Source organism: Microcoleus sp. Z1_B2, from assembly GCF_036700325.1.
GTDB lineage: Bacteria > Cyanobacteriota > Cyanobacteriia > Cyanobacteriales > Microcoleaceae > Microcoleus.
Genome location: NZ_JAUBOQ010000059.1, coordinates 18,231 through 38,829, shown reverse-complemented (window position 1 = coordinate 38,829; position 20,599 = coordinate 18,231). Strand labels below are relative to the sequence as shown.

General features: G+C 43.5%; 23 protein-coding genes. 10 read left to right on the top strand and 13 right to left on the bottom strand.

The features are described from left to right. Nucleotides 1-159 precede the first annotated feature (159 nt). The 3 genes from glcD to QT984_RS25985 form a co-directional block, all read right to left on the bottom strand. On the bottom strand, nucleotides 160-1,635 hold the full coding sequence (gene glcD / locus QT984_RS25995; protein ID WP_333212363.1) for a glycolate oxidase subunit GlcD: 1,476 nt from the start codon (nucleotides 1,633-1,635) through the stop codon (nucleotides 160-162). Nucleotides 1,636-1,704: 69 nt separating this feature from the next. Beyond that, entirely contained in the window at nucleotides 1,705-2,589 is an 885-nt protein-coding gene (locus QT984_RS25990) for a DUF6671 family protein (RefSeq protein WP_333375232.1), read from the bottom strand. Between the two features lie 192 nt (nucleotides 2,590-2,781). Beyond that, a complete protein-coding gene (locus QT984_RS25985; protein ID WP_333054053.1) occupies nucleotides 2,782-3,174 on the bottom strand; it encodes a transporter in 393 nt (130 codons plus the stop codon). A gap of 123 nt (nucleotides 3,175-3,297) precedes the next feature. Between QT984_RS25985 and QT984_RS25980 the strand changes: the two genes are divergently transcribed. The 4 genes from QT984_RS25980 (at nucleotide 3,298) to QT984_RS25965 (ending at nucleotide 5,401) form a co-directional block, all read left to right on the top strand. Beyond that, the gene (locus QT984_RS25980; protein ID WP_333212359.1) at nucleotides 3,298-4,509 is read left to right on the top strand and encodes a glycosyltransferase family 2 protein; all 1,212 of its coding nucleotides are present in this window, start codon (nucleotides 3,298-3,300) and stop codon (nucleotides 4,507-4,509) included. A gap of 130 nt (nucleotides 4,510-4,639) precedes the next feature. Next, the gene (locus QT984_RS25975; RefSeq protein ID WP_333054055.1) at nucleotides 4,640-4,855 is read left to right on the top strand and encodes a hypothetical protein; all 216 of its coding nucleotides are present in this window, start codon (nucleotides 4,640-4,642) and stop codon (nucleotides 4,853-4,855) included. Between the two features lie 70 nt (nucleotides 4,856-4,925). Then, a complete protein-coding gene (locus QT984_RS25970; RefSeq protein ID WP_333054056.1) occupies nucleotides 4,926-5,141 on the top strand; it encodes a hypothetical protein in 216 nt (71 codons plus the stop codon). Continuing rightward, nucleotides 5,141-5,401 (top strand): type II toxin-antitoxin system RelE family toxin, encoded by a 261-nt coding sequence (locus QT984_RS25965; protein ID WP_333054057.1) that lies wholly within the window; start codon nucleotides 5,141-5,143, stop codon nucleotides 5,399-5,401. The genes QT984_RS25970 and QT984_RS25965 overlap by 1 nt, the downstream gene beginning before the upstream one ends. Here the strand turns inward: QT984_RS25965 and QT984_RS25960 are convergent. The 3 genes from QT984_RS25960 to QT984_RS25950 all read right to left on the bottom strand — a co-directional run bounded on the left by QT984_RS25960 (nucleotide 5,398) and on the right by QT984_RS25950 (nucleotide 6,170). Continuing rightward, entirely contained in the window at nucleotides 5,398-5,568 is a 171-nt protein-coding gene (locus tag QT984_RS25960) for a hypothetical protein (RefSeq protein ID WP_333054058.1), read from the bottom strand. The two genes, QT984_RS25965 and QT984_RS25960, sit on opposite strands and share 4 nt — an antisense overlap. A gap of 6 nt (nucleotides 5,569-5,574) precedes the next feature. Further along, nucleotides 5,575-5,832: a BrnA antitoxin family protein gene (locus QT984_RS25955; protein WP_333054059.1), complete on the bottom strand. Its 258-nt coding sequence runs from the start codon at nucleotides 5,830-5,832 to the stop codon at nucleotides 5,575-5,577. A 71-nt stretch (nucleotides 5,833-5,903) separates the two neighbouring features. Further along, a complete protein-coding gene (locus tag QT984_RS25950; protein ID WP_015178214.1) occupies nucleotides 5,904-6,170 on the bottom strand; it encodes a helix-turn-helix domain-containing protein in 267 nt (88 codons plus the stop codon). Between the two features lie 133 nt (nucleotides 6,171-6,303). Between QT984_RS25950 and QT984_RS25945 the strand changes: the two genes are divergently transcribed. The 5 genes from QT984_RS25945 (at nucleotide 6,304) to QT984_RS25925 (ending at nucleotide 7,984) form a co-directional block, all read left to right on the top strand. Continuing rightward, nucleotides 6,304-6,501, top strand: a complete 198-nt coding sequence (locus tag QT984_RS25945) for a hypothetical protein (RefSeq protein WP_333054061.1) — start codon at nucleotides 6,304-6,306, stop codon at nucleotides 6,499-6,501. After that, on the top strand, nucleotides 6,491-6,847 hold the full coding sequence (locus QT984_RS25940) for a hypothetical protein (protein WP_333054062.1): 357 nt from the start codon (nucleotides 6,491-6,493) through the stop codon (nucleotides 6,845-6,847). The genes QT984_RS25945 and QT984_RS25940 overlap by 11 nt, the downstream gene beginning before the upstream one ends. A 149-nt stretch (nucleotides 6,848-6,996) precedes the next feature. Continuing rightward, nucleotides 6,997-7,260, top strand: coding sequence for a hypothetical protein (locus tag QT984_RS25935; protein WP_333054063.1), 264 nt, complete (start codon nucleotides 6,997-6,999; stop codon nucleotides 7,258-7,260). Further along, nucleotides 7,260-7,625, top strand: a complete 366-nt coding sequence (locus QT984_RS25930) for a type II toxin-antitoxin system VapC family toxin (protein ID WP_333054064.1) — start codon at nucleotides 7,260-7,262, stop codon at nucleotides 7,623-7,625. The genes QT984_RS25935 and QT984_RS25930 overlap by 1 nt, the downstream gene beginning before the upstream one ends. Nucleotides 7,626-7,630: 5 nt before the next feature. After that, a complete protein-coding gene (locus QT984_RS25925; RefSeq protein WP_333054065.1) occupies nucleotides 7,631-7,984 on the top strand; it encodes a hypothetical protein in 354 nt (117 codons plus the stop codon). A gap of 61 nt (nucleotides 7,985-8,045) precedes the next feature. On the opposite strand, the gene QT984_RS25920 is transcribed toward QT984_RS25925, so the two are convergent. Both QT984_RS25920 and QT984_RS25915 read right to left on the bottom strand, forming a co-directional pair. After that, a complete protein-coding gene (locus tag QT984_RS25920) occupies nucleotides 8,046-9,485 on the bottom strand; it encodes a WD40 repeat domain-containing protein (RefSeq protein ID WP_333054066.1) in 1,440 nt (479 codons plus the stop codon). Next, the gene (locus tag QT984_RS25915) at nucleotides 9,482-10,654 is read right to left on the bottom strand and encodes a hypothetical protein (protein WP_333054067.1); all 1,173 of its coding nucleotides are present in this window, start codon (nucleotides 10,652-10,654) and stop codon (nucleotides 9,482-9,484) included. Before QT984_RS25915 ends, QT984_RS25920 begins: the two co-directional genes overlap by 4 nt. A gap of 187 nt (nucleotides 10,655-10,841) precedes the next feature. Here QT984_RS25915 and QT984_RS25910 point away from each other — a divergent pair, with 187 nt between their 5' ends. Next, nucleotides 10,842-12,215: an ATP-binding protein gene (locus QT984_RS25910; RefSeq protein WP_333375225.1), complete on the top strand. Its 1,374-nt coding sequence runs from the start codon at nucleotides 10,842-10,844 to the stop codon at nucleotides 12,213-12,215. A 306-nt stretch (nucleotides 12,216-12,521) separates the two neighbouring features. Here QT984_RS25910 and QT984_RS25905 read toward each other — a convergent pair whose 3' ends face one another. The 5 genes from QT984_RS25905 to QT984_RS25885 all read right to left on the bottom strand — a co-directional run bounded on the left by QT984_RS25905 (nucleotide 12,522) and on the right by QT984_RS25885 (nucleotide 20,529). Next, complete coding sequence (locus tag QT984_RS25905) at nucleotides 12,522-13,184, bottom strand: Uma2 family endonuclease (RefSeq protein ID WP_333340486.1); 663 nt, start codon at nucleotides 13,182-13,184, stop codon at nucleotides 12,522-12,524. A 93-nt stretch (nucleotides 13,185-13,277) separates the two neighbouring features. Further along, a complete protein-coding gene (locus QT984_RS25900; RefSeq protein ID WP_333054070.1) occupies nucleotides 13,278-13,853 on the bottom strand; it encodes a Uma2 family endonuclease in 576 nt (191 codons plus the stop codon). 88 nt (nucleotides 13,854-13,941) lie between these two features. Further along, nucleotides 13,942-14,280 carry a type II toxin-antitoxin system HicB family antitoxin gene (locus QT984_RS25895; protein ID WP_333054071.1) on the bottom strand — a complete coding sequence of 113 codons (339 nt, stop codon included), beginning with the start codon at nucleotides 14,278-14,280 and terminating at the stop codon, nucleotides 13,942-13,944. A 45-nt stretch (nucleotides 14,281-14,325) separates the two neighbouring features. After that, entirely contained in the window at nucleotides 14,326-16,413 is a 2,088-nt protein-coding gene (locus tag QT984_RS25890; RefSeq protein ID WP_333054073.1) for a DUF262 domain-containing HNH endonuclease family protein, read from the bottom strand. A gap of 120 nt (nucleotides 16,414-16,533) precedes the next feature. Further along, nucleotides 16,534-20,529, bottom strand: coding sequence for a magnesium chelatase subunit H (locus tag QT984_RS25885; protein ID WP_333340490.1), 3,996 nt, complete (start codon nucleotides 20,527-20,529; stop codon nucleotides 16,534-16,536). Nucleotides 20,530-20,599: the final 70 nt, after the last annotated feature.

Genomic DNA, 20,599 nt, shown 5'->3' with positions numbered 1-20,599 from the left:
GGATGGGCGTCCCGCCCGTCCTTTTTGGACGGGCGGGACGCCCATCCCACTTTCAAGAGTGGAAGTTATTTAATTCTGATTCCTTAGAGGCTCTGCCTCCCCATTCTAGAAACAACTTCAGGGTGTTTTTCTGCTCACATTACCCGCATAAAAAGCGAATTAAAAAACCTCCGCACCCTCCAACTTCTTAAAAGTTTCAACCTTAGCCCTCGCCGCTTCCCCGCAAGTCTTCGGCGTCGGAAACATCTTCCCAGGATTCGCTAAACCTTTCGGATTAAACACCTGACGCACCCACTGCATCGTCTCCAAATCAACCTCCGAAAACATATCCGGCATAAAACACTTCTTGTCAGCACCGATGCCGTGTTCCCCCGAAAGACTTCCCCCAACTTTCACGCAAAGCCTGAGAATTTCCCCGCCCAATTCTTCCACCTTTTCCAGCGCACCTTTTACCGAGTTATCGTACAGAATCAGCGGATGTAAATTACCATCTCCCGCGTGAAATACATTCGCAATCCGATAACCGTATTTCTCGCTCAAGCCCTCAATTTCTTTCAAAACATAAGCCATTTGCGTTCGGGGAATTACGCCGTCTTGCACGTAATAATCCGGGCTGAGATGACCCGCCGCAGCAAAAGCAGCTTTCCGCCCTTTCCAAATTTTTAGGCGCGTTTCCGGGTCAGTTGCCGTGGTGATATTTCGTGCTCCGTTATGCTTGCAAATATCAGCAATTCGCTGTTTGTTTGTGGCAACTTCCACTTCTAAACCGTCGATTTCTACGAGGAGAATTGCCGCCGCATCGCGGGGATAACATCCAGTTGCCACCACATCTTCCACAGCATTGATGCTGATGTTGTCCATGATTTCCATGCCGCCGGGAATAATGCCAGCGCTGATAATATCGGAAACCGATTCGCCCGCTGCTTCTATACTGGAAAAATCGGCTAGGAGAACGCAAATAGATTCCGGCGCTTTGAGAATTCGCAAAGTAACTTCTGTGGCGATTCCTAAAGTGCCTTCGGAACCGACAAATACACCAGTTAAATCGTAACCGGGCATTTCGGGAATTTCGCCACCGACATCGACAATTGAACCGTCGGGAAGTACCAATTTTAATCCTAAAACGTGATTCGTTGTGACTCCGTATTTGAGGCAGTGAACGCCACCAGAATTTTCGGCAACGTTGCCGCCAATCGAACAAATAATTTGACTGGAAGGATCTGGCGCGTAGTAGAAACCAGCGCCGCTAACTGCTTGCGTTACCCAGTTATTAATTACTCCCGGTTGCACGACTACTTGCTGATTTTCTAAGTCTACTTTCAGGATTTTTCGCATCAGGGCAGTGACAATCAGCACGCAGTTTTCTACAGGCAAAGCGCCGCCGGAAAGGCCGGTGCCTGCGCCTCTAGCAACCCAGGGAATTGAGTTGCGATCGCATATTTTGACCAATTGCGCCACTTCCTCTGTAGTTCGAGGCAATACCACCACGGCGGGTCGCTGGCGATAGCTGGCGAGTCCGTCGCACTCGTAGACAATCAATTCTTCGCGGCGCTGTACGACGCCATTTTTGCCGACTACAGCCTCGAATTCTTTAATAACGGGTTTCCAGTTGCGTTCTGTTTCTACGGCTATCATTAGTGAATTTAATTAGGGAACTATCAATAATATTGTGACAAATTTTACTAAGTTTAGCCAATTATTTTTCTAAGGGTTGCAATATTGACACAGGGAAGGATCGGCAGTCTCTCGACCGTCGGGAAATAGTTTTTCTTTAGTATAACCGCAGTTTTTGCATTTATAGATTGCCGATCGCACTAGCTGAGTCGGAAAATAGCAAAGTTCGCAGGGCAATCCGATTTTCCTCTCAGCTATATCGAATCCCGGCCAACCGCACTCCGGGCAGAATTGCTTAAATTTTTTAACTAAATCGAGAGTTGCATTTTCGATGTTTTTCATCCGAGTTGGATTGTACATCGCCCGCATATCTGTTTCGATGTGAACTCTGCCGGTTGACGATTTTTTTAAGCCTGCTGTCACAGCGTCAAAAAGTTGTTTTTCTGTCTTAATGCCCTTGACAATTTCGCCGTTACCGAGTGCAGCATCGCCAACTACAACCACCAGTGCGTGATCGGGAAATCCAGCTTTTTTAGCAAAATCATCTGCTTCTTCTATACTGGAAACTAACTGGTGACTGTAGTTAGTTTCAACCGAAAAATATTCGCCGATGATTTCTAGATTGTGGGCTCGATCTAATAAAATTACGATTTCTCTGTTAGCTGGCAGATACGGCATCATGGGGTGAGGGCCGAAAGTACCTTCGCTGGCAAAGGCAAGAGTTTCGCCCGCAATGTCTAGGGCTTTTTGTGCTTTATAGCGAGCCGCTTCTATTTGTGTTCCTAAGCGTTTAACTTCTCTGGTGAAGGTGCCGAACGCGTCAGTGTCAAGCTCCGCAGGTACTAGGATATTTACGCCAAATTCTCGTTCCAAAACGGGAGCCATCACCCGTTCTTTTTGGTGCATGGTAGCAAGAACTGCAGTGCGATCGCTCAATAATTGATTTGGATTCACAGGCTCAGAAATATTAGACATACAGCAGCATTATTTTAGGAAAAAAACTCACATACACCCTTTCCACCGCCCCACAACCGATAGAAACCCTGACTTAACTTCCGAATCTAAATTTTAGAACTCAGTTAAATATCCGTGATATTCACCTGTGGACTTAATTTAAAATTCTCCAATCGTCAATCGTCAATCTAAAATCTAAAATCTAAAATCGTATTAGTTGCCTCCAGTCACTCCCCCAGCTTGACCTCTGAGTACAAAAATTACTCCCGTCATAATTAGCGCCACGCCTACCAACCGCAGCGGCGGCAAAGGCTCGTGAAATATCAGTTTGCCACCTAAAACAGTAAATAGGTAACTAATTGACAGTAAAGGCGAGACTATGCTAAGGTTTGCCCGCGACAAAACTACAATAAAGCCGATCGAAGAAATTGCATACAAAGAAAGACCAGTTACTATCAACGGCTGAGTAGCCATTGCTATAATTTTTTCTATTAAATTAGCAGCGCCAATGGGCCCTAATATTTTAGCTCCTGCCTTCAGACTAAATTGACCTGCGACGCCGCACAATATTGCGGCAAGCAATAACAGAAAAACGCTTCTATTCATAAATTTACGAACCTATAGTACAATCAAAAATTGCCGTTCCCAAAAACCTGAAAAACTTTAATTAAGTTTGGCTAGGTTTTATTCACCACTAATATTTTAAGCAGAGATACGGGAAAATCAAGTATGGTCGATCGCGATCGAGAGTCGAACAAATATATGGCAGAGCAGACCAACCCAAGCGGAGAATACACTCTAGAACTATCGATAGTCATGCCTTGTCTGAACGAAGCAGAAACTTTAGAAATCTGCATCGAGAAGGCACAGAAGTCCCTGCGCGAACTTGATATTGCAGGCGAGGTCATCATAGCAGACAACGGCAGCACTGACGGTTCTCAAGCTATCGCTACCAGAATGGGAGCGAGAGTCGTGCCCGTAGCAGCCAAAGGCTACGGCAGCGCCCTGATGGGAGGCATCATTGCAGCGCGCGGAGTTTATATTATCATGGGCGATGCTGACGACAGCTACAATTTTTCCAACCTCGGCTTTTTTGTCAACAAATTGCGAGAAGGTTTCGACTTAGTGATGGGAAACCGCTTTCAAGGGGGCATCAAACCGGGTGCAATGCCGCCGCTGCACAAATATTTAGGAAATCCGGTGCTGACATGGGTTGGGCGGCTATTTTTTGCAAGTCCCGTCGGCGATTTTCACTGCGGACTCAGGGGTTTTAGGAGAGACTCAATTTTGAAACTCGACTTGCAAACAACGGGGATGGAATTTGCTAGCGAAATGGTGGTCAAGGCCTCTGTATACAAGCTGCGGATAACTGAAGTTCCAACCGTACTTTCTCCCGACGGCCGCAGCCGGCCGCCGCACTTGAGAACTTGGCGAGATGGCTGGCGGCACCTGCGATTTTTGCTGCTTTACAGTCCTCGGTGGCTGTTTTTGTATCCGGGTACTGCGCTGATGATTTGGGGTCTAATTGTTAGCATTTGGCTGTTACCCGGTACTCAAAAGATTGGGAGTATCAGCTTTGATGTACACACGCTGCTTTATGGTGCGATCGCAATTATCATCGGTTTTCAAGCAGTAACTTTCGCTTTTTTCACCAAAGTTTTCGCCATCAGCGAGAAATTCCTGCCCGAAGACCCCAAACTAAACAAAATATTTCGCTATGTCACCCTAGAGACAGGATTGATTGTCGGAGTCACGCTGATTTTAATCGGAATAGTTGGCTCGTTCTTGTCATTAACTATCTGGAGCGAAACGGCTTTTGGTACTCTCGACCCTTCTAAAACTCTGCGTTTGGTTATTCCCTCGCTCACTTGCCTGACTGTCGGTTTGCAGATGGTTTTGTCGAGCTTTTTTCTCAGCGTGCTGAGCTTGAAACGTAGGTGATAACATTAAAGTTACTGCCAACATTTCTCAAAACTAAACTGCCATGCAGGGGAAGGTAAGGGCGATCGCACTTCCTTCGATCCTAAATTGCTATAATGACAATCAGCCCAAAAATCTCAACATAAAGCCTATGTCTACTTATAGCGCGGTACTGAGTAAGGCTCTAAGACTTGCACCAGATGAGCAACTGCGACTCATCTCTGAATTATTAGTATATGTTAGTCACCGGGTTCAGGCTAAACCTAAGCGGAGTATTTTAGAATTGGAAGGGTTGAGTGAGGAAATTTGGAATGCAATTGATGCTCAAGAGTATGTGAATCAGGAACGAGATTCATGGAATGGATAGCTCAGTTACAGATACAACCGTACTAAAGTTGCTATAATTTATTGATAATCCCACAGACGAGGAGATTAAGATGCAAGTCAAAGACATGACAGTTGACCAATTGCGGGACTTAATTCGGCATACCGTGGAACAGTGTTTAGAAGAATATTTGGGCGATCCTGATGCAGGTTTAGAAGTTAAGGAAGAAGTCAAGCAGAAATTGTTAGAGTCAATGAAGCGCAAACAAGCAGGAGAAAGTAGCGTCGAACCTGGGGAAGTTTATCAAAAAATTGGCATAAAGTCCTAATGAGCTATTCGGTTGAGTTGACAGCAGAAGCTCTGGTTAACCAAGAAAGATTGACTCAGGCTGTGCAGGAGCGTATAGGTAATAAAATCAATTGGTTGGCTGAAAATTTTGAACAAATTACTCCTATGCCGTTGTCGGCTAATCTGGCAGGTTTCTTTAAGTTAAGAGTGGGTGATTATCGGGTAATTTATTCTTTTGATGATGATTTAAAGGTGATTACTATTCACCAGATTGGACACCGGAGAGAAATTTATGATTAACTGAAGTGCGATCGCACTTTTGGAAGAAAAGGGCGATCGTACTTGAGGAAGAAAAGGGCGATCGTACTTTGGGAACAAAAGGGCGATCGTACTTTGGCAACAAAAGGGCGATCGTACTTTGGCAACAAAAGGGCGATCGTACTTTGGCAACAAAAGGGCGATCGCACATTTATTTATTCACTGCTTTTTACGTGATGTTCAACATAAGAGCGCAGCACAGCGTTCATTAGAGATTGATAGCCTTTTCCTTGGCTTTTAAACCAATCTAATACATCGCTATCAACTCTTAAAGAAATAGCTTGTTTTGCCAGTGGTTTAACGAGTTTTGCTTTTTCCCAAAAATTCGCATCTAATTCAGGAATATCAGAGGTATCGATCGCAGATTCTGGAATATTTTCTAATTCTTCAAGTCGTTTGCGCGAGATAGTCATATTCAAAGTACCTAAAAATGTATATACAAAATGTATATATTTAGAGTATAGCATAAAGGGCGATCGGATACTCACTCAGGCGGGCCAAAGCGATCGGGCAAGTCATCAAGAGTTAACCCGCGCGATCGCAAAAAATTTGCCAAAGCTTTCATCTGGGCAATTGTGAATGTCGGCACGTTATCTCCGGCTTCCCAGCGACTCACAGTGCGTACCGATGTCCCAATTTGCCGAGCAAATTCTTCTTGGGACATTCCTAACTCATCTCTGAGTTTTTTCAGCGGTGATTCGCCAGCTTCTTCTTGAGGTTGTCTTCGCTTAATCATTACAAAATGTGACATAGTGTCTAGACCACTTGACAAAACAATTTTGTCCAGACACTATGTCTATATAGACAGCAAAAGGGCAGAGTACGGGAAATCAGCCCTGCCTTTCTAGTGTCTCATTTTGCCCGCAATCTATTGCAGAACTAGGATGAACTACAAACAACAACTTTACCCTTGGGTGATTTACCGCCACCTGCCCAACCTGCAAGGCCTGACTGTGGCGCGTTTTCGCCGCCGAAACGACGCCGAGGAACACTTGCGGATTATCAAAAGATTGCTGCCGCAAGTGGAGTTTGCGATCGCCTTTGAGGTGAATTCGCAACAGCTAACAAATTGTGCAAGATAGTATAAGAGCGATCGAACTTTGGGTAGAAAAGGGCGATCGCTTTTTCCATAATTTTAAATGGAGATATAATAGAGAGCAAGCAAAAACTCTTACAACCAAGTCTATGTTTACTTATAGCAAGGTACTGAATCAAGTTAAAAGCCTCACGCTTGCAGACCAACTGCGGTTATTAGAAGACTTGAAAAAAATGATTCAGTTACGGGAAGAAGTCGCAGAATATGATGAAGTAATTTCAGCAGAAGAAATAGCAGAGAGTGAAGCTGCTTGGCAAGATTACCAGGCCGGTCGCGATCGGGGGATATCCTCCCAAGAACTCAAATTGAAGCTATTTGGAGAAAAAAATTGACTGACTACATTCTCCTGAAAGCAGCAGAACGCTATTTATCGCGAATGCAACCGGATTCAAGTACGAATTGTCAAGGCTTTAGATACTTTAGCAGCAGACCAGTCATCAAGGGCTATAATAGTAAAAATAGAGAATAGTTGATATTAGCTATGCAGCGAATATTTGAGGCTATATTGAAGGGAAACCTTTTAGAATGGGCTAACGAGGTTCCAAGACAGGGCGATCGCCCTGTCAGAGTTTACGTTACTTTACAAGAAGAGCGATTGACCTTAAGTGCTGAGATCCGCCGCCAGAGAATAGTCGAAATATTGGAAAAAATTGCAGCAAGTAATGTCTTTGCTGATATTAACGATCCGGTGGAATGGCAGCGAGAGTTGCGTCAAGATCGTCCGCTTCCAGGTAGGGATGAATAATGCTGCTTGACAGTAATATTATTATCTACGCTTCTCAACCAGAACACGCGCAGATTAGGCAGTTTATTGGCGAACATGACATAGTTGTATCGGCAATAAGTTACGTTGAAGTGCTGGGTTATCACAGACTGACTGAAGAGAATAGATTGTACTTTGAGGAGTTTTTTGGTGTGGTGGAGGTTCTACCGATTTCTAACGCTGTACTCGATCGCGCAGTGCTGTTGCTACAGATGAGGAGAATGACTCTTGGGGATGCTATTATTGCGGCAACAGCTTTGGTATATGGCAGAACTTTAGTCACAAGAAATATAGGGGATTTTCGGTGGATTGCTGAACTCACACTGATTAACCCGTTTGAGGCTTAAGAAAGATGGGCGATTCCCTACGGGATAGCTTCGCTTCACGTACTTTGGGGAAGATATGGGCGATCGTACTTCCCTCAATCCTAAAGTGCTATAATGACAATCAGCCCAAAAATCTCAACATAAAGCCTATGTCTACTTATAGCGAGGTACTGAGTCAGGCTCAAAATCTCACTCCTGACGAGCAACAGCAGCTTTTAGAAGTATTGTCAGCTTTGATGCGCGATCGGGTAACAACCCAGACTCAGGATAGCAGTCAAAGATTGCCCAGGAAAAATTTAAAGAGATGGCGAGGTTTTTTGCCGTATCGTGTGGATGCTTTGGAATTCCAGTTGCAGCTTAGAGAAGAATGGGATGATTAATAAATATCTTCTCTATACCAATATCTGATTTAATACTTCAATGATGAGCCGGAAGTTCAGTCTATATTTGCTGCCACACTGCAATTGTACTATCCTTACTGCCGCTAATCAGAGTACGCCCGTCGGGACTGAAAACTACTGATGTAACTGCTGCGGAATGTACGCGATCCTTAAAAATATCTTTCTTACTTTGGAAATCCCAAATCTGGATATTACCGCCGTAGTCTCCAGTTGCAAACAAATTCCCATCAGAGCTAAAAACTACTGATGTAATTTCATAATCGAATTTCAAAACATTAGAATTATCGCCTGTTTTTACATTCCAAAACTTGATTGTGTGGTCATCACTTGCACTAATAAGCGTTTTACCGTCTGGACTAAAAGCTAATGAATTAACAGGCAGCGAATGTTCTTGAATAAGTCTAACTCGTTTGTGAGTTCCTAAATCCCAGAGGCTAACTTCTCCCTTGCTGTTCCCACTAGCAAGAAGCCAATTATTCAAATCAACAGCCAGACATTTTACCTCCCCAGCATGGCTTGACAGTGTGCCAATTTCTAGCCCTTCCGATCGGGCATCTAACAACTTAATCCTACCATCAGCACTCCCAATAATCACTGTTTTACTATCGGGGGTAAAGGCTACTGATGTAACTCTATGAGTATTACCCCTTCCTAAGCTTCCGATATCTTTAGGTTCCTTTGCATCCAAGTGCCACACTTTGACTTGATTTTGATGTAGGCCCTCAATCATAGCAGTTGTAAGGAAATGCCCTGTGGGGTCGATCGCGATCGGAGTTGGATAGCCTCCTGTCAGCCCCCTTAAATTTGACAAGAAATAGAGTTCTTGTTTGTCCTGCACGCTCCAAACAACAATCTTGCGATCGTCATATCGAATAGCAATATTTTTTCCCTCTAAAAAAATTGCAATAGAGTGAATTGCACCTTCAAAACGTTGTGGTTCTGGATACAGGCGCTGCCACTTAGTAGCTGCAACCTTATTACCTGCGACGTAAGGCTTAAGTCTGATATATTTTAAACCCGTTTCTTCTCCTTGGCTCTGCAATGTAAAAGAGTCTGAAGCAACAGCAGAAACCGAATCTTCAGTCTCCCAAAACTTACGATAATCTCCTAAAACCCGCTTGTGAGCTTCTTCAAGATTGTTCGCACTCGTCACAATATTTGGCACTATTCCTTTTATAGCGATGCCTTCTATTAAATAAATTTCTCTACCAAAAAGGTCTTTGAGAACGCCGTTACCTGAGATGCCAGTATCTTCTGCTATTGCCTCTATTACTCGGAAAATTAAAGTTATATCTCCGACTTGAGAGTTATGAATTTCTCGGTAGAATGCTGTTCCTTTTTCCGTCAATTCTCCTTCTGTTACTCTAGCAAGTAAACCAGCTATACCAGCCTCACACATAAAATTTGGGGCGACCACTGTTAGGTAGTCAAGAGACTGATTACAACCAACCAAAAAACTCCAAGCTGTAGTATCTTTCATGGCAATCTTAAATCTGATGCTGGAAACTTGCGATCGAGGTCATTTTGAACATATAAGAAACAATTAAGAGCGTAGTCGAAGGCCGTTTCTTCATTCTTTACTTTCTTGAATAATTCTTCTCGTTCCTGACGTAACTCTTCGGCTCTTCTATCTGCTGCTTCTTGCTTTTGTTTTGCTGGTGCTTCCGCATATTCACTAGCAAATTCAACCATCTTTAGGACTACATCTTGCAAGGGTTTATATTTTCTAGGTATAGGTAGGGAGTCCCATAGAATAGGTAAGATGTCTTGCCCTGCTTTCAGCACACCGCCAACAACTTGACCTACTTGCTCCCACCATTGTAGATTTGCTTTAACTTCTATTGGACGGTTAGCTTGTTCTCTCATTTTGTCTATGGCCTCTTTGCAATCAGCTTGAATTATATCAGGCAAGACGCAGGCTAAAGGAATTTCCACTTGAAATGGTTTAGGTAATACGCTAAGATTTTTTGTCATGTTGCCATCTGGTTGCAGATTGGCAAAATCTTTACCGACAGCACTAACAGGAATTAATCGAACTGGTTTTCCAGCCTTGTTATAAGTAGAGACTAAATTTTTAAAATGTTGAATTTTTAGCAAACAATCCCGTATCTGTTCGAGGGTGTATTTCTTTTCTACAATATCCCACTTGCTGATTATAAAATGGATCGGTTTGCTAGTTTTTTGCATGATGCTGAGAATTCTAGGTAGCTCGTTGACTGCCCACTTTTGACCTATTGTTTCATTTTGCATCAGCGCACAAAGTCTTTGACCATCCAGCAAGCCAAGTAAAGCATCTGCTTTCTGGACTTGCTCATTGAATTTAGGATCGTCTGTCTGGTCAGTTAACAAACCACCTGCATAATCTAAATAGGTGAACTTGCAAGCCGGATAGATAGGCAGATCCTTCGTTTGTACGCGACAAGTGAAAGTCCATTCTGATACTTCGCTGCGTCGTGTTCCAAGCGGCCACTTTTCTTCAAAAGCTATTTGTGTATAAATATCGTGTAATCGTTTGCTTTTCTCTACACTGTCAACCTCCAGAAAAAAGCCTCCTTCTTCCTGCGTACATAACTGATTATACATACTGGCTAAAAATACCGTTTTGCCTGAGCCGCGTGGCCCTAGCATGATGACTGTATAAGTATTCATACTTGACCAATTAGAGGAATAATGAAGAATTATTAAGTATGTGTATATATTGTCTCGCAAAAGCTAACTCTTGTATGTCGGAAATGTCGGGACTTTTCCCAGACAACCCGATCGGAAATGTCGGAATCTTGTCGGAAATGTCGGAAAGTCGGATATAATACGACAAACCGCAGCACACGACTGACCTATGGACATCGCAGAAGTCTTAAAACTCGCGGACGAGCTCATCTTCGCGAAGACGGGAGAACATATAGACTATCTGCAAAAAGCTATCCTTGAAGGAACCTTACAAGGTCGGACATACCCAGAAATTGCTGAAGCGACTCATTCCAGTGAAGGTCATACCAGGGATATCGGTTCAAAATTATGGCAAATACTTTCAGAGGGATTCGGAGAAGAGATTACTAAAAGAAATTTTCGAGCGATATTAAAGAAGGGTAAATTTTGCAATTTTTCACCAGCTATCGGTAGAGATAATGTAACAGTTAATAATAACCTCAATATTTGTCAAGAAAGGACAAGAAGTCCAACAGAAGCCCAAAACCCCCAACCAACTCCCAAACAACTCCAAATAGACTTAGGTGACGCACCGGAAATATTCACCTTTTTCGATCGCACTTCTGAACTCTCCACCCTCGAAAACTGGATAACACAGGAACGCACACGCCTCATCGCACTCCTCGGAATCAGCGGCATCGGCAAAACAACCCTCTCCCTAAGCCTGATCGATCGCATCAAAACCCAATTCGATTACGTCATCTATCGCAGCCTCCGCTTTTCCCCCACCCTCGATGCAACCCTCACCAACCTGCTGCAAATCTTTTCCCAACAATCAGAAATTCCCCAAAGCATCGAAACCAAAATTGCCCAAATCCTCGATTACCTGCGAAAAAACCGCTGTCTGATTGTCCTCGATGACGTACAGATGCTTTTCGGCAGCGGGCAACTAGCGGGACAATATAAAACTGGATATGAAGATTATCAGTTATTTTTTAAACTAATTGCCGAAGTCTGTCATCAAAGTAGTTTGATATTGAATAGTTGGGAAAAACCCAGAGAAATTGCCAGATTATCAAAAGATCATCATCCCGTGCGATGTTTTGTATTGGGAAGTTTGGGAGAAGCTGCTAAAGAGATTTTGAACTCACAAAAGTTATCCGATGAGGAAACATGGTCAACTTTGATTGACATTTATCAAGGCAATCCTCTGTGGTTGGAGTTCACTGCAACCCTGATTCAAGAGTTGTTTGGGGGGAGAGTTTCTGAGTTTTTGCACTGCGAGATGCCGATTTTAGATGAAGGGTTGCAATCTCAGTTATCTCAACCTTTTGGGCGTTTGACTCCGGCAGAGTTGGCACTGATGACTCACCTGGCTAATCAACCTGAACCCGTGGCTGTGTCGCAATTTTTAAACAAAATACCATTTTCGCCGTCAGAAATAGTCAATGCAGTGCGCTCTCTTGGAAATCGGTTTTTATTGGATACGCAGGAACAGGAACAGATAACTTTGTTTAGTTTGAATCCTGTGCTGAAACAGTATGTGAAAACTCAGTATTCTTAGTCCGCGCACCATCCGGGCTTTGTTGATGTAGTTGCGGTTTCAACCGTCGTCTTTATTTTACCAGACAGGGTTATTCGTGGGGAGTAGGGGACGAGGGCGGGTTTATTTAATCTGTCTGCAATCTTTCAGGCTATTGGCGAACCCGCCCCTACAGGTTATTAAAAATGGTGCAAGATGTCGAGGTAACAAACCCGGATTTAATTTACAGCATATTCCATATATGTGTAGTACAGAGAAACCGGGTTTCTTGAACAGAATCAGTTTAAAGGCTAGAACTGTAAAGAAACCCGGTTTCTGAGGTGTACTTCACAAACCTGGAATATGCTGTAAGTGCGATCGCGCCCACTCCCGAAACTCTCTAATTCTCGCATTCTCTCCCTTTTCTGAGTCGAGGTTCATAAACTGTGCCAGTTCTTTGACAGGAAAGGAGGCAAATGCCAAACTGGTTTCCGACTCGACATAACCCGTATCATTTAAAATGTTAATTATTAGTTTCCCCTTCTTCCAAATCCAAACCTCCGGCACTTTAAGTTCCGCATAAACCGCCATTTTATTGATAGATGAGCTAGTCAAATCAATTTCCACAGCTAAGTCTGGCGGCGGGTCATTTTTGAGATCGATAGTTAACTTTCCCCGCATTAAAGCTTCATTTTGAATATAAAAACATTCATCAGCTTCGTTACCAGCTTTTTTGGGTTCCGAACGCCAAGTAGATGATTTTAATCCGATAATTTCAATCCCAATTTCCTCAGACAGCGCTACAATTAGCCGACAGAGAGTCCAGCTATACCTCTCATGTTCTGGTGAAGGTACCATGAGTTCTAAAGTTCCCTGATAGTAAGTCATGCGCGGCGTTGAACGTTCCGCAAATATTTCTAATAACTGTTCGTAGGTTTCCCAACTGATATCATGTAAAATCAGGTGAGAACCTGCAAGCTCTTCTTTACTGTACGCCTGGGTTTGAACCATTGCAAATACTCCACGAGAACTTTAACTCTATTTTACTCTCTTAAACATTGGACAGGTGCGATTCCCTGCGGGATAGCTTCGCACGCGCGTACATTACCAGATTGATTCAAGATTCAAAATAAATCCGGGGAGAACATCTTCACCTGATACAGTGGCTGGAGATTCTAACACTTCAACTTCTCGATCCTGACGATAAATCTCTACTTGCCGTGATTTGCGATTAATCAACCAACCTAAAACAGCACCGTTATCTCGATATTCTTTCATCTTATCCTGAGTGTCTTTCAAACTATCGCTGGGAGACATTAACTCAACCACAAAATCAGGACAAATGGGGGGAAATTTCTTTTGTTGTTCGGAAGTTAGTGCATCCCAGCGTTCTAATTTTACCCAAGAAGCATCAGGCGCTCTATTTGCATTATTAGGAAGTTTGAACCCTGTTGAAGAATCAAAAACTTTACCCAGTTTACTCTGCTGATTCCAAATCCAAATCTGTGCTGTTAATCCTGCATTGCTGCTTCCAGTTTCCCCTCCTGCTGGTGACATGATAATTAATTCTCCTTGCGCTGTGCGTTCCAATCTAATATTTTCATTCTCCTGACAGAGTTGAAAAAATTGCTCGTCTGTCAGCTTAATAATTGGGTTTAGATTGAGGGTGAGGGTAGTCATAGCGGTATTTTATCGCGGGCTAAATGACCTTTATTGGGGATTGTAGCATATTGACTGAGTTGCGAGGGCGATCGCAATCCTAAGCTAATTAAGTGTTAATTGCTTGCTCTGCCGCCTTAATTAAAACCTCATCCATCCAATTGTTAATACTTTTGCCAGCCTTCTTTGCTGCAATAAAGATTTTGCGGTGATGTTCGGGAGTAGTGCGGAAGGGAAGTTTACCTGAAAATGGTTTATCAGGTTCCTGTCCTAATTCTTTGCAAAAGTCTAGATAATCATCGATCGAATTTTGGAATTCTTGGCGAGCTTCTTCAATAGTTTGTGCTTTAAAAGTCACTACGTCATTAATATCGAGGACTCGTCCGAAAAGAATTTCGGCTGCTAAATCTACTTCAATGTTAGCACTGTAACCTTTGTAAGTCATCATGGTTGTAATACTTCTTCCTTTTAACAAAACTATAAATAATCATTCCTAATCACTGACATATTCGATACTCCAATCGTCTTCTGAGATCCCAACTGCTTCTAGAAAACGACGACAAAATTTTCTATGATCCTTCGCAGGTTTGTGTAAATTAACCCAATATCCATTTGTTAACTTCTGCCATTCATTTCCATCACTATTTTTATCCGGGCGATTCTCTTGGAAATGAGGTTTAAGTAAATTTCTAGCCTTTTCAAAGCGATCCGATCTATTTTTAATCACCCACTCACAGCATTGAATTGTAACTTGTCGCCAGGTTTGCTTAGGAAGTGGAATTTCGTCACCACAGATTTTAATCAACTTTGGCTTACCGGATGTGCGAGTAGGAAATACTTCATGTTCTCCAAGAGATGGCCAAATTTCGATAAACTTAATGCTGAGAAAATTAGCTCGTTCGAGAATAGCTTTTTCATCCCATCGGTTAATACTTTGAGAAAAATAGTCACTATTAATTCGCAAAGCGTGTTCAGCCAGTTTTTGCTTTTTCACCAGAAATGATGAATTAGAAAGTTGTGAATTCCACTCAGGAGTAACTAAAGTTAAATTCCCCAAGGTATGTAAATAATCTCGGTAGATTTGTTGAAATTCACCTCCAAGTTCATTCTCCCAATCTTCGCTTGACGTTTGTGGCAAAATATGCTCAATAGTTGATTTTTGATCAAGGACAGTAAACCCACCTTTTCCCTTAGACAAGTGGCGATTAATTGTTTCTATAACAAGACATATTTTGTGAGTGTTTTTCTCATAAAGTTGACGGCTTTTAATTGATTGTCTAACATCATTATCATTAGGATATTGCTTGGCAATCAAAACTTTTTGCAAAGCTTCTGGCAAAGTGATTTCTTCATCTTCATTTTTCATTGCTTCTACATCTTTCCAAATGGAGGGGAACATTTTATTAAGATAGTTTGTTTGTTTTCCACAAATATACCGACGAACCAAATAATTTTCTAGTGATTTTAAGCATTCGATAAACTCCTCACGATCAATCTTTTGAGATTTATACTCATTATAGAGCGTTAATAAAAACGGATAAGCAGTAGAAAGGTCGAAAGTATTGAGGCGCAATAATACTATTTTAATATTTTCGTTGTCTTCATTGTCAGGTCGCAGTAGTTTGTCATAATATTCAGCAAATTTTAGGAGATTAGCAATTTCTAGGACAAATGCTTGGTCATCTAATTTTTTACAATAATCACGAAATCGTGCATAAATATGGGATTCGGCACAAAGATTTCTCGTTTCCATTGCTAAATAATGCCGAAGAAAAGCCGTTAATTCACCCATCCCTGATTTCCCAACTATTCGTTTTTCTTGCAATAATCCCTCAATTTTTTCCCAATATTTAGTAAAAGCATTTTCTTGCTGAGATGTTGGTAACATCATCGCCATATAGTTGCGGACTAAATCGGCCTGAGTTAACGGTTTGCCTTTGGCATTCAGACTTTCAAAAATATGATAAGGATTTTCATCTTTATTAAGTTCTATGAAAACAAGTTGAAAACAGTTCTGTAATACTGTAAAAAACTTACCAATATCTAGTTCACCTTCTTTAACTTTAGATTCGATTTCGGGAAGAAAATAATTATAAGCTTTAGGTATGCCAGATTCAGTAAATTGCTTATAATTTTCTTCTAAAATAATCGCTTGATAAGCTTGGCGATCGCCATATTTATTGGTTGGTAAAAGTTTAAAATAAACATCACCTTCGCCTTCTTCATCTGAATTGACTACAAATTTATTGATTTTCTTAGCAAGCTTTTGATCGGTGGGCTTGATAATATCCCGCAAAACAAGAAATAGTAAGGATAAGGTGGTCAAACGTTGCTGGCCATCAACCAAGTTAAAAGCTGTCATTATGCCGCGTGTTCCATCATTGATGACTACCAGAGATCCTATAAAATGTTCTGGTTCTTTTTCGGGATCGTATTCATCATAAATTGCGATCGCATCCTTTAATAACACTTCCCATTCAGTTTTTTCCCAACTATATTGGCGTTGAAAGTGGGGCATAACATAATGAATTTCACCACCGGAACTGAAAACTTTGGCAATTTTCCAACTATCTGCTTTCATTGCCAATCACTCCAAATATATCTAAAGATTTGTTCGTCACTTAAGCCACAGGTATCGCTACCAAGTGGAATATTCTAATCATAGTCAAGAGGCAGGCCCAGAGGCCTGCCCCAAACAATCCTATTCTACCCCCTCAATCCGGTCTTCCACCTCCTGATACAACTCACGCAGACGATCCAAATTGTTCTCCGAAGTCTCCCAATAACCCCGGCCATTCACCTCAAGCAAAGTGCTGACAATCTTGCGGAACGAATGAGGATTTAAGTTAAGCAAACGCTTCTGCATCTCCTCATCTTGGATAAACGTAGTGTTGACATCCTCATACACCCAATTATCCACAGCGCCCGCCGTCGCACTCCATCCAGTTGTATTAACCAGACGCTTAGAAATCTCCCGCACACCTTCATAGCCGTGCGACAACATCCCCTCGTACCATTTCGGATTCAGCAGCTTAGTCCGCGAATCTAAACGCACGGTTTCTGATAGCGTCCGCACCTGCGCGTTGGCTGTGGTGGTATCAGCAACAAAGGAAGCCGGTTTCTTCCCATCTGCGCGCAAACTGCCGATCAATTTAGTCGGATCAGAGTCGAAATAGTGCGAAACGTCGGTTAGGGAAATCTCGGCAGAATCCAAGTTTTGGAAGGTGACATCAGCAGTTTTCAAAGATGATTCAAAAATCTGCCGGTCTTGTTCCATTGTTCCGGGATTGTCGGAAGAAAAGGCGAAGGATTTGCGAGTTAAGTACATTTCCTGCAACTCGGCTTCGCTTTCCCAAGTGCTGTTTTCCACCGCCAAGTTGACGTTAGATGAATAGGAACCAGAGGCATTGGAAAATACGCGGGTTGCTGCTTGTCGCAGGTTGATTCCCATTTCTTCCGCTTGCTTCAGGGCGTGTTTGCGGACGAAGTTCATCTCTAACGGTTCGTCGGCTTCCGCTGCCATTTTCACGGCTTTATCTAACAAATTCATTTGGTTGATGAACAAGTCGCGGAATACGCCCGAACAGTTAATTACTACGTCGATCCGAGGGCGTCCCAACTCTTCTAAAGAAAGCAATTCGAGTTTGTTTACCCGGCCCAAAGCGTCGGGAACTGGCTTCACTCCCACCATCCACATTACTTGGGCGAGGGATTCGCCGTAAGTCTTGATGTTGTCGGTTCCCCACAACACAACGGCGATCGTTTCTGGGTAATTTCCGCCGTTATCAACGCGCTGTCTTTCTAACAGCCGATCGACTACAACCTTAGCAGACTTAATCGCCCCTGTGGTGGGGATTGACTGCGGGTCCAAAGCGTGCATATTCTTCCCAGTCGGCAAAACATCCGGGTTGCGAATCGGATCGCCGCCTGGGCCAGGGATAATGTATTCGCCTTCTAGGGCGCGCAATAATGCGCCCAATTCGTTATCGGCGCAAACTTGTTCCAAGCAGAATTCTAGATACTCAAACAGCGGTTTAATCAGTTCTGGATCGACCTTTTTGTAACCCGCTGCGTGCAAGGCTTCAATCCAAGGTGTTTTCTTGCCCATGTTGAAGAAATTCAACTTGGAAACCAGGGAAACTCGACCCTCAGCATCAGTTTGTTCCTTCACCAAAGCGCCAACAGCATCCCGACAGGCTAAGGTGATGTTTTGTAACAATTCAACATCTGCTAAAATGCCTTTGTCGTTGTTCGTGTATATCTCGTCAATATTGCGATCGAGACTTTGAGCAATAATCCGCGACAAACTGATTAATCCGTCTTCTTCCCGGTCTAAATTGGCAATGTTAACCAAAGTTGCGATCGCCTCTTCAGCAGTCGGCGGCTTACCGATCACGTGCAAACCGCAAGGTAACAACCGCGACTCAATCTCCATCAACTTGCGGTAAACCAAGCCAACTAAATTATCCCGTTCCTCGGCAGTCATATCCGCAGCAACCCCTCGTTCTTGTTCGGGAGGTAACGCGATATCCTTATCCAAATTCACCAAACGGCATTTTTCGACGATCGCATCCACAATCGGCACACCGCGCCCAGTCTCTTTCAAAGTTTGATAAGAAGCAATTAACTCGCTGAGTTCCTGCAAACCTTTGTACAACCCAGCATTTTCAGCCGGAGGAGTCAGATAACTGATTGTTTCAGCATAACTGCGGCGCTTAGCAATTGTTGCCTCACTCGGATTATTAGCAGCGTAATAATAGAGGTTAGGAATCTTGCCGATCAAACTGTCAGGATAACAATCGACAGACATTCCCATCTGCTTACCGGGCATGAATTCTAGCGAACCATGAGTGCCAAAGTGCAGCACCGCATCCGCACCCCAAATGCGCTCCAAATATGTATAGTAAGCAGCAAAACCGTGGTGCGGGCTAGCAGAACGAGAGAATAACAACCGCATCGGATCGCCTTCGTATCCAAAAGTAGGTTGCACTCCGATAAACACATTGCCAAAATGTTTGCCAAAAATCAGCAAATTTTGTCCGTCGCTGTTCAAATGTCCCGGAGGCGGCCCCCAATTTTCTTGCAACCGTTCCGAGTAAGGAGTGAATTCTTCGTATTCAGCTACGGACATCCGGTAAGCAATATTTAATTCGGGACTTTGGTATTGGGCTGTTGCGTCATGGATGACTTCTTGCATCAGTTTTTCGGCGGAATCCGGCAATTCTGGCAAGTCGTAACCATTACCTTTTAAGGCTTTCAATACTTCGTAAATCGAGCCGAAAACGTCCAAGTAAGCTGCTGTTCCGACGTTGCCTTTATCTGGAGGAAAACTGAAAACTGTGATCGCAACTTTCTTATCTAATTTTGGTTTGCGGCGCAGCATTGCCCATTTCATGGCGCGCTGGGAAATGGCTTCAATTCGATCTTGCAGGGCGATCGCCTTGCCAGTTGCGCCATCGCGTCCCGACACAATAATCGGTTCGATCGCACCATCCAACTCAGGAATCGCAACTTGCAAAGCAACTTGAATCGGGTGCAAGCCTAAATCGCTATCTTCCCATTCTTCCGTCGTTTGGAAAACCAGCGGCAAAGCCACCATGTAAGGGCAATTTAATTTTTTCAAAGATTCGATCGCCTTCGGGTGATCTTGTTTCGCCGGGCCGCCCACCAAAGCAAAACCAGTCAGAGAAACCACCGCATCAACAATCGGCAGAGGTGTCACACCTTTTGCCCCGACTTCCAAGAAAAAAGTTTCCACAGGTTTCGAGAAGTCCAAACCGCCGGCAAAAATCGGCACCACCCGCGCCCCCATTGCCTCCAATTCCTGCACCATTGCTACATAGTGCGCGTCATCTCCCGTGACTAAGTGAGTGCGTTGCAACACTAAACCAATGCAGGGTGCGAGGGGATCTTTGAGATCCGCAGAAATATCTGTACGGGCATTAAACCAAGTCAGATATGCTTTTACATCTTCAAACATCGACGATGCCAAAGGATGCCAAATTCCCATGTCTGGGTAGACAACAGGTTCTTGGAAAGTCGGCTGTGACTGGCCTTTGAAGACATATTTATGTGACAGCATCAGCAGGAAGTTTTCCAAGTTTTCTTGGGAACCTCCCAGCCAATACTGGAAACTCAGCATGAAGTTGCGGGCATCTTGGGCTTTGTCGATGGGCAAATATTTCAGCACTTTCGGCAAAGTTTGCAGCAGTTTCAGCATTCCGTCTTGGAAGGAACTCCCGGATTTTTCCTTCCGTTTTTTCATGAATTCGCCGATCGCACTTTTGCTTTGTCCCAACTGTGCCATCGAGAAACTGCCCATTTTATTGAGTCGCATCACCCCTGGCATCGACGGGAAGACGACGGCGACATCCAAGCTGTCGCGCAGCGGTTCCACCGCCGCTACAACTTTTTCTGCCAAATCTTCGATGAAAATTAGAGAAGCAATAAATACATTGGCATCCGCCACATCCCGCTTGAAGGCCTCGTAATTTTCCGGGCTGCGGAGTTCCTCGATCAGGTAGCCGCTGATTTCTATTGCCAAATTCGGATTTTTCTGGTTTATCGATCGAACCGCTGCCGACAGGGCGCTTTGATACTGCGGTTCCAGTACGACATAGACCACCTTCATGAGCGATCGCCCCTGCAAGTTTTCCGGCACGACGTGGCGAATGGTGGGCTTGACGTGAGTGAACATCCGGTTAGGCTCCTTTAAGATGCTGTTTTCGGGAATCGGGAATTTTTTTATCCCATAAGCATTTTTACCA

Bases quoted from the DNA above. Each gene is read 5' to 3' on its own strand.
- glcD (WP_333212363.1), bottom strand. From the start codon at position 1,635: ATGATAGCCGTAGAAACAGAACGCAACTGGAAACCCGTTATTAAAGAA.
- QT984_RS25990 (WP_333375232.1), bottom strand. From the start codon at position 2,589: ATGTCTAATATTTCTGAGCCTGTGAATCCAAATCAATTATTGAGCGAT.
- QT984_RS25985 (WP_333054053.1), bottom strand. From the start codon at position 3,174: ATGAATAGAAGCGTTTTTCTGTTATTGCTTGCCGCAATATTGTGCGGC.
- QT984_RS25980 (WP_333212359.1), top strand. From the start codon at position 3,298: ATGGTCGATCGCGATCGAGAGTCGAACAAATATATGGCAGAGCAGACC.
- QT984_RS25975 (WP_333054055.1), top strand. From the start codon at position 4,640: ATGTCTACTTATAGCGCGGTACTGAGTAAGGCTCTAAGACTTGCACCA.
- QT984_RS25970 (WP_333054056.1), top strand. From the start codon at position 4,926: ATGCAAGTCAAAGACATGACAGTTGACCAATTGCGGGACTTAATTCGG.
- QT984_RS25965 (WP_333054057.1), top strand. From the start codon at position 5,141: ATGAGCTATTCGGTTGAGTTGACAGCAGAAGCTCTGGTTAACCAAGAA.
- QT984_RS25955 (WP_333054059.1), bottom strand. From the start codon at position 5,832: ATGACTATCTCGCGCAAACGACTTGAAGAATTAGAAAATATTCCAGAA.
- QT984_RS25950 (WP_015178214.1), bottom strand. From the start codon at position 6,170: ATGTCACATTTTGTAATGATTAAGCGAAGACAACCTCAAGAAGAAGCT.
- QT984_RS25945 (WP_333054061.1), top strand. From the start codon at position 6,304: ATGAACTACAAACAACAACTTTACCCTTGGGTGATTTACCGCCACCTG.
- QT984_RS25935 (WP_333054063.1), top strand. From the start codon at position 6,997: ATGCAGCGAATATTTGAGGCTATATTGAAGGGAAACCTTTTAGAATGG.
- QT984_RS25930 (WP_333054064.1), top strand. From the start codon at position 7,260: ATGCTGCTTGACAGTAATATTATTATCTACGCTTCTCAACCAGAACAC.
- QT984_RS25925 (WP_333054065.1), top strand. From the start codon at position 7,631: ATGGGCGATTCCCTACGGGATAGCTTCGCTTCACGTACTTTGGGGAAG.
- QT984_RS25920 (WP_333054066.1), bottom strand. From the start codon at position 9,485: ATGAAAGATACTACAGCTTGGAGTTTTTTGGTTGGTTGTAATCAGTCT.
- QT984_RS25915 (WP_333054067.1), bottom strand. From the start codon at position 10,654: ATGAATACTTATACAGTCATCATGCTAGGGCCACGCGGCTCAGGCAAA.
- QT984_RS25910 (WP_333375225.1), top strand. From the start codon at position 10,842: ATGGACATCGCAGAAGTCTTAAAACTCGCGGACGAGCTCATCTTCGCG.
- QT984_RS25905 (WP_333340486.1), bottom strand. From the start codon at position 13,184: ATGGTTCAAACCCAGGCGTACAGTAAAGAAGAGCTTGCAGGTTCTCAC.
- QT984_RS25900 (WP_333054070.1), bottom strand. From the start codon at position 13,853: ATGACTACCCTCACCCTCAATCTAAACCCAATTATTAAGCTGACAGAC.
- QT984_RS25895 (WP_333054071.1), bottom strand. From the start codon at position 14,280: ATGATGACTTACAAAGGTTACAGTGCTAACATTGAAGTAGATTTAGCA.
- QT984_RS25890 (WP_333054073.1), bottom strand. From the start codon at position 16,413: ATGAAAGCAGATAGTTGGAAAATTGCCAAAGTTTTCAGTTCCGGTGGT.
- QT984_RS25885 (WP_333340490.1), bottom strand. From the start codon at position 20,529: ATGTTCACTCACGTCAAGCCCACCATTCGCCACGTCGTGCCGGAAAAC.